Origin of the sequence: Cutibacterium modestum (genome assembly GCF_008326345.1) — a bacterium.
Taxonomy (GTDB): Bacteria; Actinomycetota; Actinomycetes; order Propionibacteriales; family Propionibacteriaceae; genus Cutibacterium; species Cutibacterium modestum.
The window spans coordinates 815,320-828,788 of record NZ_BJEN01000001.1 but is presented as its reverse complement, the minus strand read 5'-3'; the positions used below and the strand labels follow the sequence as shown (position 1 = coordinate 828,788).

The window sequence follows — 13,469 nt, the reverse complement described above, 5'->3', positions numbered from 1 at the left end:
ACGACTGTGTCAGACAAGACGTCAGCTGTGGCGCTTGATCGCCGTCTGGTAGACCTCGACAGTTTGCTCGGCGATTCGAGCCCAGGAGAACTCGTCGATGCAGCGCTGACGGCCAGCGGCTCCGAAAGCGTTAGCGCGTTCCGGGTTCCGGGTGAGGTCATTGATAGCGGTTGCGAAGGCGGACTCGAAAGTTGCGACATCTGCTGGGGAAGATGAGTCGGTTGGGACCCCACCAACGAGATGCCCGGTCGATCCGTCGACGACCACTTCCGGGATACCGCCAACCCGAGATGCCACTACTGGCGTAGCGCAGGCCATAGCCTCTAGATTCACAATGCCCAGCGGCTCATAGACCGAAGGGCAGGTAAAGACTGTAGCGGCAGAGAGCACTTGGCGAACCGATGATCGGGGGAGCATATCCTTCACCCAGATAACTGGTGCTCGGCGGCTGGAACGAACCTCCTCGAAGGCGGCTTTGAACTCCTCTCCAATCTCTGGGGTATCTGGGGCGCCGGCCAGCAGAACGAGCTGAGTCTCGGGATCGAGCTCAGTAGCGGCATGCATTAGGTGGACCAGCCCTTTCTGGCGTGTGATGCGCCCGACGAAGACCACCGAGGGCTGATCAGGGTTCATTCCGATGTCATGACACACATCAGTTTCGGTGACGGGGTGGAATTCGTTGGTGTCGACTCCGTTGCGTACCACGTGCACCTTGTCAGGATCTAGTTCGGGATAGGCCCGCAGTACGTCGATCCTCATGCCCTCAGAGACCGCGATGATGGCATCTGCGGCATCGTAGGCGGTCTTTTCTGCCCAGGACGACAGCCGGTAGCCCCCACCGAGCTGTTCGGCTTTCCAAGGACGGTCGGGTTCCAAAGAGTGAGCGCTGATGACGTGCGGGATGTCGTAGAAGACGCCGGCCAGCAAGCCAGCGAGATTGGCATACCAGGTGTGGGAATGAACGAGGTCAACCGCGTCCGGGATGGCATCGACCATGGATAAGTCTGCGCCGAAGGCCCGCAGCGCGCTATTGGCGCCTTCGGGATAGTTCTCGGCGTGAGCGGTGGCTCCTTCACGCGGCTCTCCCATGCACTGCACATCAACGTCAATCAGGGTGCGAAGATAGGAGATGAGTTGCGCGACGTGGACGCCGGCGCCGCCATAGATAGTAGGAGGGTATTCACGGGTCAGGACGGACACGTACATGGCTTGATCGTCCCATAAAGACAGACTCGATGGGCAGTAGGGTTGCGTCGCCGCCAACAGACCGAGAACTCTCGTTGACATTGTGTGACTGGCCTTGTGATGATTGCCCACCTAGGTGTTCGGTGACGGTAGATTGAGAGCCATGGCAAAGACGCGTCCCAAGGTTCTATCCATCGTCCTCGCCGGTGGCGAAGGTAAACGCCTCATGCCCCTCACAATGGACCGGGCCAAACCAGCCGTTCCCTTCGGTGGTACTTACCGGCTTATCGACTTTGTGCTGTCCAACCTGGCGAACTCAGGGCTTACTCAAATCGCTGTGCTGACCCAGTACAAGTCACACTCGCTTGACCGTCACATCTCCATCACGTGGCGGATGTCGACCATGTTGGGTTCCTACGTGACCCCAGTCCCGGCCCAGCAGCGTCTTGGACCACGGTGGTATCAGGGAAGTGCTGACGCCATCTACCAGTCCCTCAACCTCATCAACGACCAGAACCCCGATTACGTCGTGGTCTTTGGTGCTGACAACATTTATCGGATGGATGTCGACGCCATGCTGCAGTATCACATCGACTCCGGGTTGGGATGCACTGTTGCCGGTATCCGAGTGCCTCGCAAGGACGCTTCTGCCTTCGGAATTATCGATGCCGATCAGAACCACAAGATCACCGAGTTCCTCGAAAAGCCGGCCGATCCACCTGGTCTGCTGGACGCCGCGGACGAGTCTTTCGCCTCGATGGGTAACTACATCTTCAGCCGTGAGGCCTTGGTGCAGGCCCTCCACGACGACGCCCACAGTGCCGATTCGCGGCACGACATGGGTGGCGACACCATTCCGAGATTCGTCAACGCCGCTGATGCGCAGGTGTACGACTTCCGCGATAATGAGGTTCCTGGTAATACTGAGAAAGATGCCGACTACTGGCGGGATGTGGGCACCATCGACGCCTACCACGACGCGCACATGGATCTGGTCTCGGTCGAGCCGGAGTTCAACCTATACAACCCTGACTGGCCCATCTGGACCATGCAGGAGCAGGCTCCCGGTGCCAAGTTCGTGATGCGCGGTTCCTGCGATGACACCCTGGTTTCTGCCGGGTGCATTATTTCTGGCACCGACATCTACCGCACGGTACTGGGTCCGCGGGCTCGCATCGAAAGGTGGGCTCGTGTCGATGAGTCAATCATCATGAACAATGTGCAGATTGGTTCTAACGCGACGGTTCACCGTGCGATCCTCGACAAGAACGTCATTGTGCCTGATGGGGCTCAAGTGGGTGTCGACCATGATCATGACCGTGCTCGTGGATTCACCGTCTCCCCGGGTGGCGTGACGGTGGTCGGTAAAGGAATCACGGTTCCCTACTGATTGAACAATTCCTAGGACGCGCGAATCGGCCTTCAGGGTTTCCGGGGGCCGATTCGTTATGTTCTTAGAAGTGAAGGCTCAGCTCTTCGTGGCCAGCAGCAAGCCTTCACCCACGGGTAGCAGCACCGGGGTGAATTCTTCGGTCTCTAGCACCGAATCGAGGGTTTCGCGGATGATGAGGGTATCGTCGTCCTCATTGTCCGGATCAGCGACGTGGTTGTTGGCCAGCGCGTCATTAACGACGACAATGCCCCCGGTGCGCAATAAGCGCAGAGCCTGGGAGACGTATTCGACGTATTCAAGCCGGTCACCATTGATGAGCACCATGTCGTAGGCACCGTCCCGCAGCTTGGGCAACACATCCAACGGGGTACCGGTGATGAGGCGCACCTGATTAGAGCGGATACGGGCCAGACTAAGGACTTTACGTGCGGCAGCCTGACGTTCAGCGTCGGGGTCGATGCTGGTCAAGACACCATGATCGCTCATGCCCTCCAAGAGAGCCAGCGCTGAGACCCCGGCGTCGGTGCCGATAGTGACGACGCTGCTAGCTTGCATGGTGCGCGTCAAAAAGGCCAGCAGGGCGGTGGTGCCGTTGCTGAGCACCTCCCACTGATCAGCGCGGGCCGCTTCGCGGGCCTCCTGTAGGGCTGGGGAAGGTGCGACGAAGCCGTCGGCGTACTCCCACGACCGGGCGTCGGGGACTTGATGTCTGGGCTGTGCTGGACTCACACTAACAGCCTATCCCGCTGAGGCCATCTCGTGGCTACCATGGGCATCAGCTACACAAGGAGGTCTCGCATGTCCGCTCCCGTTTTTGGCCGTCTGCTTACGGCCATGGTGTCTCCAATGACGTCCGATGGGGCGGTGGACCTGCGTCGGGCTGGCGAGTTGGCGCACAAGCTCGTTGAGGAACAAAGCAATGACGGTATTGTCGTCAACGGCACGACGGGGGAATCCCCCACAACAACTGATACTGAGAAGACTGAGATCGTCAAGGCTGTTGTCGAGGCTGTCGGATCGGATGCCGCGGTCGTTGCCGGAGTCGGAACCAATAGCACCTCTCACACTGTCGAACTAGCTCACCAGGCTGCCGAGGCCGGTGCTGACGGTCTACTTGTCGTCACTCCCTACTACTCCAAACCCTCGCAGGCCGGGATCATTGAACACTTCACTACTGTCGCAGATGCCACCGACCTGCCGATCATGCTCTACGACATTCCGGGACGTACCGGTACTCCGATCGAGACGAAGACCCTCATCGAGCTGGCCGACCATCCGCGGATTGCGGCCGTCAAGGATGCCAAAGGTCTTGTCGTCGAGTCAGCGACAGTGATGGCCAACACCACCCTGGCCTACTACTCCGGTGACGATGCCATCACTCCAGCGCTGTTGTCAGTGGGTGGAGTTGGCCTTGTCGGGACGTCAACCCATTTCACCGGTCGCCGAATGCACGAGGTCATTGACGCATATCTTGACGGACGAGTTGACGAGGCATTGTCGACTTACCGAGAGATTCTTCCAGTGCTCACCGGTGTCTTTGCAGCCCAGGGGGTCACTATGGTGAAGGCAGGACTGGCTCACCAAGGGTATGACGTCGGCAACGTGCGACCCCCCCAGACGATGCCGACTCCTGAGCAGGCCGAGGCTTTTTTCGATGTGTTAGACCGCACTGAGCTGTGACCAACCCGCCGTGATATTGGGAGGTCGAAGTCAGGGGTAGGGTAAAGGCCATGTCCACAGCAGGTCCAGCGGAAATCGCGGTACTCATCATCATTGCTGTGCTCATGTTCGGGCCGGACAAGCTGCCGGAGATGGCCCGCAAAGCGGCGCGCATTTACCACTACCTCAAGAACATCGCGAACAACACGCGTGATCAGCTCCGTAGCGAGCTGGGTCCGCAGTTCGCCGATCTGGAATACCAGGACCTCAAGCCGCAGAACTTTGTGCGCAAGTACGTCCTGGACAGCCTGCAGAACGATATTGATGAGATCAAGTCTGATCTGTCCGATGTTCGCTCTGACCTTGACCTCGGCTTAGCGGACATTCGCAATTCTGAGGGGTTGCCAGAGACGCCGGAGGACACGGCATCTGAGCCTGCCCATGATTCCACCCAACCGGTGCCTTTTGACACTGAGGCTACCTGAAACAACAACGTGTGGCGGTACCGGAGCACCGCCACACGTCGCGTCTACGCTACGGAGAGTCAATGATTCTCTCGGCACTGTCCATTCAGTGATCGACCGGCTGAACTCCAAGATTCATGCCAGCCAATCCACGCGGACGCGAATCAATGGTGCTCGCGAGAGCGCCGATTGCCTTAGCTGCCGGGGACTCCGGGTGCGCCAAGACGATTGGGTCGCCGTCGTCACCGCCACTGCGCAGTTCGACATCGAGGGGGATCTGGCCAAGCAACGGGATCTTTGTACCCAGACGCTCTGATAGCGCGTCGGCAGCCTTTTGGCCGCCACCGGTGCCGAACAGATCGACGCGGAAAGTTTCGCGGGATTTTGGCGCGGTGACCTGTAGCCACGACATGTTCTCCACGACGCCCATCACCCGCTGCTGCATGATTCCAGCCATCGTGCCGGCACGCTCGGCCACCTCGGATGCGGCTTGCTGCGGGGTAGTGACGACGAGCACCTCAGCGTTGGGCAGTTTCTGACCTAGACTCATGGCGACGTCGCCGGTGCCAGGCGGAAGGTCGATGAGGAGGTAGTCAAGGTCGCCCCAGTGAACATCGGCCAGCAGCTGGGTGAGTGCCCGGTCGAGGATCGGTCCGCGCCAAGCGATGACGTCGGACTTGTTGGGCTTCATCATGCCGATGCTGATCGACTTAATGCCAAGCCCCGGCACCGGAAGCAGCATGTCGTCGAGGGGAGTGGGATGGGCATCGCCCAGACCGAGCATGTCAGGTACCGAATGGCCGTAGATGTCGGCGTCCAGTAGACCAACCTCGCGGCCGAGCTGGGCCAGGGCCAGGGCCAGGTTAACGGTGACAGAGGACTTGCCGACGCCACCTTTACCCGAGGAGACCGCGATGACCTTGGTGGTGTTTCCTGGCTGGGCGAAGGGGATGACGCGCTCGACGACGCCGCCGCGCAGCTGAACTTTGAGAGCGTCGCGCTGTTCGTCAGTCATAGTGCCAAGTTCGACGGAAACACTGGTGACCCCGTCAACACCGCGCACAGCCTCGGTGACCTGCTCACGCAGCTCGGTCTTGAGGGGACACCCGGCGACGGTCAGCAAGACGCGGACGAAAGCCCGTCCCTGCTTGTCAACGGTGATCTCATCAACCATGTTGAGATCGGTGATGGGGTGTTTGATCTCGGGGTCATTGACGTGCGACAACGCGTCGGCAATGGCCTCAATCACTGGGTTCTCGGTGCTCATGCTGACTTGTCTACACACCGTTTGCCCGATGCGACAACTCGCCCATTGCGAACTGGGTCTGTTAGGGGGAAGCGGGCGAAGCCTCGATTTCCTCAAGCAGGGAGCGCAACTCGTCGCGTAGCTCTGAGCGCAAATAGTCGCGAGTGGCCAACTCACCCATCTGCATCCGAATGGATGCGACCTCCCGGGCTAGGAACTCCATGTCGGCACGGGATTGAGCGGCGACCCGACGATCTTCAGCCATCGAGACCCGATCCCGGTCCTCCTGACGGTTCTGCGCTAACAGGATGAGGGGAGCCGAGTATGAAGCCTGAGTAGAGAAAAATAAGTTGAGCAAGATGAACGGGTACGGGTCGAAGCGCAACTTGTAAATTGCCACGAGGTTCCAGGCGACCCAGCTGCACACGATCACGGTCATATAGACGAGGAACTTCGCCGTGCCCATGAACCGCGCAGTAGCTTCGGCGAACTGTCCGAACTGCTCGGAGTCTAGCTGGACTCGTGGACGTTTGACCTTGCGTGGCGCCGGAATATCGAGACGGTCGGCGTCATGCAATCGCTGATCGCTGTCAATCATGGTTCACCTCCACGAGTTCGCCATCCATCTGGTCCCCGCGCCAGTCGGCAGGTAACAGATGATCAAGAAGGTCGTCTACGGCCACCGCCCCAACCAGTTGGTTCGCGTCGTTGACGACAGGAACGACGACGAGGTTATAGGTAGCGAAGTAGCGGCTCACCGCGCCTACCGGGGCGCCAGTGTGCATGGGCTCAAGGTCGGAGTCGATGATCGCTGAGACCATCGTCGAAGGAGGTTCGCGCAGCAACCGTTGCACGTGCACTGCTCCCAGATAACGGCCGGTAGGGGTTTCAGTGGGAGGACGGCACACGAAGACCATAGACGCTTCGGCAGGTGTGATGTCTTCGTTACGTACCAAGGCCAGGGCGTCAGCGACGGTGTCATCGGCGGCAACGACGACGGGCTCAGGGGTCATCATGGCTCCCGCAGTGAACTCGTCATAGGCCATCAGGGAGCGGACGTCGTCGGCGTCATCGGGTTCCATGCGTGCTAGCAACTGGTGGGCGGTGGTATCGGGGAGTTCCTTGATGAGGTCGGCGGCGTCGTCAGGGTCCATCTCTTCGAGGATGTCCGCGGCGCGGTCGGGATCGAGGACGGTGATGAGGGAGACCTGCTCATCCTCGGGAAGTTCCTCAATGGCGTTTGCGAGCTGGTCGTCGTCCAGAGCCATGGCGACTTCGGCACGGCGATGCGGGCTCATGTCGTGAAGCTCCCGGGCCATGTCCGCTGGCTTCATCTCCTGCATCTCAGCAACGGTTCTCTCGGTAGACTGGCGGGACGCGAGCACAAGGGAGGGAACTTCGCGCCAGTCGACGATGGTCGGATAGCTTGGAGCCTTGCGTATGAACCGACTGCGCCCTGATTCAGCTAGCGCCACCTCGTTAATCTCCCACTCGCGGCTGCGCACGGGAGCCATTGAAACGTCCATGACCCATACCTGTGTGCCATTGCGGCTGAAGGTGCGGTCGAAGAGGTCCTCAATGACGAGGGTCTCGGAGACTCTACGGGAGAACACCCGGGTGTTGACGGTTCCCGAGATCATGATTTGAACTGCGTCAATCGCGTGGACTCGGACCATGGGGACGAAGATTCGTCGACGGGCGAATAGCTCGACGACGAGTCCGCGTACCAGCGGGGCACGCCCCGGAGTACGCATCTGGACGACAACATCCCTGACCTTGCCCACCTGGTCGCCACTGGCATCCATGACGGGAAGGCCACGAATCCGGGAGATGAATACCGATTGGGACCTGTTCACCCCGCATAATCTACCCGGACAGCAAGCATCGACGCCGCGGGACGGGAGCAGGCAACTGTCGTTGCCTGCCCGTAAACTAATGACCACATCGAGGAGGAAGCCGTGACGCTAAATGTAGCCCCGGGCAGGGCGAGTGCCATCTTCAATCTGGAGTACCCGCAGTCGGTCGTTGTGGTCGATGACTACATGACGGCCCAGAAGGTTGTCGACCAGCTGTCCGATAAGGAGTTTCCGGTCGAAAACCTCTGCATTGTCGGGACTGACCTCAAGACAATTGAGCGCGTTACCGGACGTCGCACTTGGGGGTCGGTTCTCGGCCAGGGCGCGGTGTCAGGAATCGGCATGGGCCTTCTCGTTGGCCTTATGATGATGCTCTTCACCACAGGCGAGGCGATTTTCCCTTTGCTGCTGACCGGACTCATTGTCGGTGTGGTTATTGGCATGATTACCGCCGCAATTACCTACTCGATGACTGGCGGGGAGCGTGACTTCAATTCTGTCCAGCAAGTCGTGGCTACCCACTATGAGGTGCTCGCTGAGCACAAGGTGGCTGCGCAAGCCCGCGAGATGGTATCCGATATGCCGTTCATGAGGGCGAAGGCTTTCGAGGGCTGATCCTGTTTAGAGAGGCCTGCCGGTGTGTGCACCCGGTGGTGGTGGCAGTATCGGACAGTCCACGCCGTCGACGCTTGTACCGTCTAACGGCGGCCAGCACCATCGAGGAACGTTATGACCAACACCGTCGCAACCAAGAACGTCGTGCCGAGAGGGGTGGTGGTTCTTTTCGCTGTCACTGCCGTCGTCATCACTGTCACCCTGGCGCTGGGGTCGACGGTGTGTGCCACTGATGCCTCCGCCTCGTGTCCGAATTGGCCCGGTTGCTACGTTGGTCGTCTCACTCCATTGGACGCTACCCAGCCCTGGGTCGAGTTCATCCACCGCGTCATATCCGCCTCGGTGGGGCTGGTTGCGGTCGCCAGCGTTATCGCCGGCGTGGTCTACCGACGCGCGGACAAGTTGCTCGTCGCCCTCCCGGTCGTGGCACTGCTGGGAGCGTTGACGTCCGGCGTGTTCGGCATGATGACCATCAAGTGGGGGATCAACTCGATTGAAGCCTCTTTCGACCTGCTTGCTGCGATTATCTCCATGGGAGCCATGTGGCGGGCCTACTTCGTGGCGCGTAAGCCTCGGTCGCCGTGGATCTGGAACGGACGGACCAAGCTTGGGATTGGAGCTGTCGTCTTCCTCGTCGTCGGCCATTTCTTCGCTGTGCAGGTGGCGGGTTCCGGGTCGCTGACCTGATGCATGGGCTGGGCGATGTTTGTGCGTGGTGCCGGGGACGGACCTCTCGCCGGCTGGGTTGCTCAGCAGGTCATTACTGGAATCGGGATGCTGCTCGCGATCGTCTTCCTCGTGGCTCGCTGGGGGCGTCGCAATGGCTGGGACATTCTCTGCGCTGTGCTCATCGTCGTTGAGCTCGTCGCAGGGGTACTTATCGTCGTCAAAGAATCCAACCACGGCCTGGGAACTCTGCATGCCATCCCCGCCGTGCTCATCCTCTGCTTGACCATGACGGCGACGATGCGCAGTGCCAAGGGCTGAGAATCCTGGGCACTGCGCACCGATAGTGGATCAGTGAGATGTGCGTCCCCAGATGTCCGCTATCCATGCTTCGACGTCGTCGATCTGACGCGGACAATCCTTGGATAGCCACTCGGGTTCACCGTCAGTGATACATAGATCGTCCTCAATGCGCACGCCGATGCCGCGAAACTCTTCGGGGACCAGCAGGTCGGTCTGTTTGAAGTAGATACCCGGCTCGTCGGAGACGCACATGCCCTTCTTGAGCGGGCCGGAGTAGTCCTGACGACGTGCCTGGTTGCAGTCGTGGACGTCCAGGCCGAGGTGGTGGGACGTGCCGTGAACCATCCATCGGCGGTGCTGGCCACCTTCAGGGGACAGTGAGTCCTCGACGCTGACCGGTAGAATCCCCCATTCGTGCAGGTATTCGCAGATGACGCGAATTGCTGCTTGGTGGATTTCGGCGTGGTCGTGGCCTACCTTGGCAACGGCGGCCGCTGCGTCTTGGGCTTCCAGGACAGCCCGGTAGACGCGACGTTGGGCGGGGGAGAAGGTTCCCGAGATAGGTAGGGTACGGGTTATATCGGCGGTGTAGAGCGAGTCGACCTCGATCCCTGCGTCGATAAGAATAAGTTCGCCGGGGCGCAAATCGCCGTCGTTACGTACCCAGTGCAGGGTGTTGGCGTGGTCGCCCGCAGCGCAGATCGAGCCGTAGCCGACCTCATTGCCGAGATGGCGGGCGACGCGTCCGAAAGTGCCCTCCATCCAACGCTCGCCTCGACCCTTGCGGACGGCTTCCGGGATCTCGGCGATCATGGACTCGAAGCCTACCTTGGACTTACGGCAGGCATCCCGCAGCTGCTCGACCTCCCAGTCGTCCTTGCAGAAGCGGGCGGCCGAAGAAAACTCGTAGAATTCGTCGTCGGCATCTTCGCAACCCCGGGGCCGCAATGTGTCGACCGTAGCGGTGACATTCTCATCGGCATCGCGAATGACTCGCACTGTGGTGTCTCCGGTTGATAGGGCGTCGTCAAGTTGCGAGATGTCACGACAGACAAGCCCCGTCATGGCCGCCATCTCGTCGAGGGACTCTCGCTGGCCAACCCACATCTCGCCGTACGTCGGGTCGGCATAGAACTCGCGGTCGGTGCGGGGCGCACGCGGCTTGAAGTACAGCACGTCGCGAGTCTGGGCAGTGGTCTCGACGACGAGGACCGCATTGGGCTCCCGGTCGGTGCCCAAACCCGAGTAGTAGGCGAAGGCGGTGTTGGGACGGAAAGGGTAGTCACAGTCGTTGTTACGACGCATGAGATGTCCGGCGGGGATGACTAGGCGATCACCGTCGAAGCGGGCGGCCAGGGCGTCGCGGTGTGCGGTAGCCGAGGGCACCGAGCTGAGCGGCGCGGGTAACTCGTCGGGGTAGGGGGCCCAGTCGGTCGGAATGAATTCGACGAAAGCCTTGGAGAACGGGGTCTGACGCTTCGGGACCTTCTGCTCTTCCGCCTGCTTCAGTTGCTCGTTAACCTCTGTGGGCCTCGTCTCGGTCATATTCGGACCTCCGCTGATTGTTGAGTGTTCCCTCCAGTGTAGGTCTCAATGACATGGATGCTTCGGGGCCCAGAGGGTTTCATGGGGATGCGCGGACGTGCTCCAGCCCAGTCGGGTATCCGTCGCGTAGCATCCATAGGGTTGGTATTGAATGACAACTTCGCCGTGGCAGCCCGCGGAAAGACAGGCCGATAAGTGTGAGTATCGCGTTGAGCTATGACTAGAACTCGAAAGAACTGTTCTACTCGGGGCAATTGACTGTATCGTTAAATTTACGAATAGAGATTGATTTTCTTAAGGAGGGTGAAATCTTCGTCGTTGGTATCACTGAGACCTGAATCTTGTGAGATGCTTTAACGGATGTGGCATCTGCACAAGCAGCTAGGATGGTCTATTGTTCCGAAGGGAGCTGAGATGCGTTGTAGGTTTCTTTCCTATGAGTTTGGTGAGGTGTCCTGTGCAGAGAGGGGTTTTCTTTCATAATTGCGTCGATTTCACATGCCGGAGTTCCAGGGGGGATCAGATATTGCTATGGGAATGTTTTCCTGAGATGGCTTATAAGGCGTTCTCCAACAGGTGCTGGAGGTTGCGGCAAATGTGATTGGCAGCGGGGGTACGGTGGTATGCGGTAAAAGGAGCGTAGACATACTGCTGTCCATATCCATACGAGGTTGGAGCGGGATTGCCCGATAGTTAGTTGCCGAGTAGGCGGCGTCGGCAGAGACAGTTGCCGTTGGAAGTTCACGCCGGGGCTAGGGAGCTCGAATTTGTCGTCGGGTCGGCTGCCTACATGCCCAGAGTCATGTCGACAGGCGGTAGGCTGAACTTCACATGTCAACAGGGCCACGGAACGCAGGAGGCAAGCGTGAAAGCTGCGGCACAGGATCAGTGGAAGCTTCTGGACCTTGCTCAGACTGACCGGCGGATCGCCCAAGTAGAGCATCGTCGTCAGACCCTGCCCGAGTTGGCTGCACTCAAGGATCTCGCAGTGCAGCGGCGAACGCTTGCGGAGGAGGTCGTCGCTAAGTCCACCGCTTTATCGGACGCCAAGATGGAGCAGGAGCGTATCGAGGGCGACCTCGAGCCAGCTCGTGCTCGAATGGAGCGTAACCAAAAAACTGTAGACGCAGGCACTATTACCGATCACAAAGCGTTGCGTGGGCTGACTGAAGAAATTGAGCACCTCGGACGTCGCATCTCGCGATTAGAGGACGCCGAACTTGACGTCATGCAAGCCGTTGAGGATGCCGAGCGGGCCCATGCCGACGCCGATCGACGCCGGATCGAACTCGACGGACACATCCGCACCGTATTGGCCTCCCGCGACGCCGGTCTCAAGGGTATTGACGACGAGCTGGGCGAACTGCGACGGATGCGCCAGACCCAAGCGGGAGGCATCCCAGCTGAACTCTTGAAGCTGTATGAGCTACTGCGCGAGCGCACCGGCTTGGGGTGCACAAAATTAGTGCATGGGGTGTGTGAGGGATGCGGTATCGCCGCCAATGCTGCTGACCTGCGCAGATACGAGACAGCTGCTGACGATGAGGTGGTGCGATGCGAGGAATGCAATCGCATCCTAGTGCGTACCGGAGAGTCAATCTGAGACCTCTTCGTCACCGTGTGGCGGTGATGCCGGGATATCCGTAGAATTGACTGTCGGACGAGCCATCCGGGTGATCGCGGCAGCGGCGAGTTGTCGAGGAAAGTCCGGGCTCCATAGAGCAGGGTGGTGGGTAACGCCCACCCGGGGTGACCCGCGGGAAAGTGCCACAGAAAACAAACTGCCGGTCTTCGGATCGGTGAGGGTGAAACGGCGGGGTAAGAGCCCACCGCGTCATCGGTGACGGTGACGGCATGGCAAACCCCACCTGGAGCAAGGCCAAGAAGATCGTGAGGTCGCGGACGTGTTTGAGGGTCGCTCGCCCGAGCGTTCGGGTAGGCCGCGCAGCCGAAAGGCTGGAGGACACCAGCAATGGTGTTCACAGATGGATGGTCACCGGCCCGGAGGGCTACAGAACCCGGCTTACAGGATGGCTCGTCCCTATATTTCCGATCTGACTAGGGGATTTGTCTGGGCTGACTGGGTCCTGTGCCGTTGTCGTGCCGTCGTAAAGGCCGCTGTTTCGATTTGAGGGCAGAAGTGTCGTTGATACTGTCCATTCCTGTCAAAAACGCTGATGATGACGTTACCCCTCCGAATTCTGACGGTATTGGCAGGAACGAACAGTGCCGACCTTGACGGACTGTAATGGGTGGATCTCGACGGTGAGGCTTGGTGTGTAAAGAAGCCCTAGAACATTGGTATACGAATGGAGTGCTAACATCCTCGCGTCAGGTTGCTGGTGGCCACACCAGCGCTGGAATCCGGTGAGAAGCCGGAGCTGACGCGCAGCGGTATGACTGATCCGCCCCGGCCGAACCACTGGTGCCACCGGCGCTGGGAAGGCGTTGGGAATGGAGACGAGGTCGAGCCCGAAGACCACCTGACGACGTCCTGTCGTTTCCCGGCCGCGCACGCCGATCACAGAAAGTAGGCT

The 13,469-nt window shown here is 59.6% G+C and carries 11 protein-coding genes, 1 other RNA gene, 1 pseudogene and 1 riboswitch; of the genes and pseudogenes, 7 read left to right on the top strand and 6 right to left on the bottom strand.

Features of this window, described 5'->3' with window-relative positions; translation table 11 throughout:
- Positions 1 to 21: 21 nt before the first annotated feature.
- On the bottom strand, positions 22 to 1,206 hold the full coding sequence (glgA, locus tag F1563_RS04160) for a glycogen synthase (protein ID WP_002527790.1): 1,185 nt from the start codon (positions 1,204 to 1,206) through the stop codon (positions 22 to 24).
- A gap of 142 nt (positions 1,207 to 1,348) precedes the next feature.
- Between glgA and glgC the strand changes: the two genes are divergently transcribed.
- Positions 1,349 to 2,575 carry a glucose-1-phosphate adenylyltransferase gene (gene glgC / locus F1563_RS04155; protein WP_002527789.1) on the top strand — a complete coding sequence of 409 codons (1,227 nt, stop codon included), beginning with the start codon at positions 1,349 to 1,351 and terminating at the stop codon, positions 2,573 to 2,575.
- Positions 2,576 to 2,653: 78 nt separating this feature from the next.
- Here the strand turns inward: glgC and F1563_RS04150 are convergent, their stop codons facing one another.
- The gene (locus F1563_RS04150) at positions 2,654 to 3,307 is read right to left on the bottom strand and encodes an O-methyltransferase (RefSeq protein WP_002527788.1); all 654 of its coding nucleotides are present in this window, start codon (positions 3,305 to 3,307) and stop codon (positions 2,654 to 2,656) included.
- 69 nt (positions 3,308 to 3,376) lie between these two features.
- On the opposite strand from F1563_RS04150, the gene dapA reads away from it, so the two are divergent.
- Both dapA and F1563_RS04140 read left to right on the top strand, forming a co-directional pair.
- Entirely contained in the window at positions 3,377 to 4,258 is an 882-nt protein-coding gene (dapA, locus tag F1563_RS04145) for a 4-hydroxy-tetrahydrodipicolinate synthase (protein ID WP_002546508.1), read from the top strand.
- 50 nt (positions 4,259 to 4,308) lie between these two features.
- A complete protein-coding gene (locus F1563_RS04140) occupies positions 4,309 to 4,722 on the top strand; it encodes a sec-independent translocase (RefSeq protein WP_002527786.1) in 414 nt (137 codons plus the stop codon).
- Between the two features lie 85 nt (positions 4,723 to 4,807).
- Here the strand turns inward: F1563_RS04140 and F1563_RS04135 are convergent, their stop codons facing one another.
- The 3 genes from F1563_RS04135 to F1563_RS04125 all read right to left on the bottom strand — a co-directional run bounded on the left by F1563_RS04135 (position 4,808) and on the right by F1563_RS04125 (position 7,803).
- Entirely contained in the window at positions 4,808 to 5,968 is a 1,161-nt protein-coding gene (locus F1563_RS04135) for an Mrp/NBP35 family ATP-binding protein (RefSeq protein WP_002527785.1), read from the bottom strand.
- Positions 5,969 to 6,029: 61 nt separating this feature from the next.
- Positions 6,030 to 6,545: a DUF1003 domain-containing protein gene (locus tag F1563_RS04130; protein ID WP_002527784.1), complete on the bottom strand. Its 516-nt coding sequence runs from the start codon at positions 6,543 to 6,545 to the stop codon at positions 6,030 to 6,032.
- The gene (locus F1563_RS04125; protein ID WP_007433609.1) at positions 6,538 to 7,803 is read right to left on the bottom strand and encodes a magnesium transporter MgtE N-terminal domain-containing protein; all 1,266 of its coding nucleotides are present in this window, start codon (positions 7,801 to 7,803) and stop codon (positions 6,538 to 6,540) included. Before F1563_RS04125 ends, F1563_RS04130 begins: the two co-directional genes overlap by 8 nt.
- A gap of 102 nt (positions 7,804 to 7,905) precedes the next feature.
- On the opposite strand from F1563_RS04125, the gene F1563_RS04120 reads away from it, so the two are divergent.
- Both F1563_RS04120 and F1563_RS04115 read left to right on the top strand, forming a co-directional pair.
- The gene (locus tag F1563_RS04120) at positions 7,906 to 8,418 is read left to right on the top strand and encodes a YflT domain-containing protein (RefSeq protein ID WP_002527782.1); all 513 of its coding nucleotides are present in this window, start codon (positions 7,906 to 7,908) and stop codon (positions 8,416 to 8,418) included.
- A gap of 114 nt (positions 8,419 to 8,532) precedes the next feature.
- Positions 8,533 to 9,405, top strand: a pseudogene (locus F1563_RS04115) (COX15/CtaA family protein).
- Between the two features lie 30 nt (positions 9,406 to 9,435).
- On the opposite strand, the gene F1563_RS04110 reads toward F1563_RS04115, so the two are convergent.
- The gene (locus tag F1563_RS04110; RefSeq protein ID WP_002527779.1) at positions 9,436 to 10,932 is read right to left on the bottom strand and encodes an aminopeptidase P family protein; all 1,497 of its coding nucleotides are present in this window, start codon (positions 10,930 to 10,932) and stop codon (positions 9,436 to 9,438) included.
- A gap of 865 nt (positions 10,933 to 11,797) precedes the next feature.
- On the opposite strand from F1563_RS04110, the gene F1563_RS04105 reads away from it, so the two are divergent.
- Both F1563_RS04105 and rnpB read left to right on the top strand, forming a co-directional pair.
- A complete protein-coding gene (locus tag F1563_RS04105; protein WP_007433610.1) occupies positions 11,798 to 12,535 on the top strand; it encodes a zinc ribbon domain-containing protein in 738 nt (245 codons plus the stop codon).
- 58 nt (positions 12,536 to 12,593) lie between these two features.
- An RNA gene (gene rnpB / locus F1563_RS04100) (RNase P RNA component class A) lies at positions 12,594 to 12,974 on the top strand.
- Between the two features lie 274 nt (positions 12,975 to 13,248).
- Positions 13,249 to 13,433: riboswitch (cobalamin riboswitch) on the top strand.
- Positions 13,434 to 13,469: the final 36 nt, after the last annotated feature.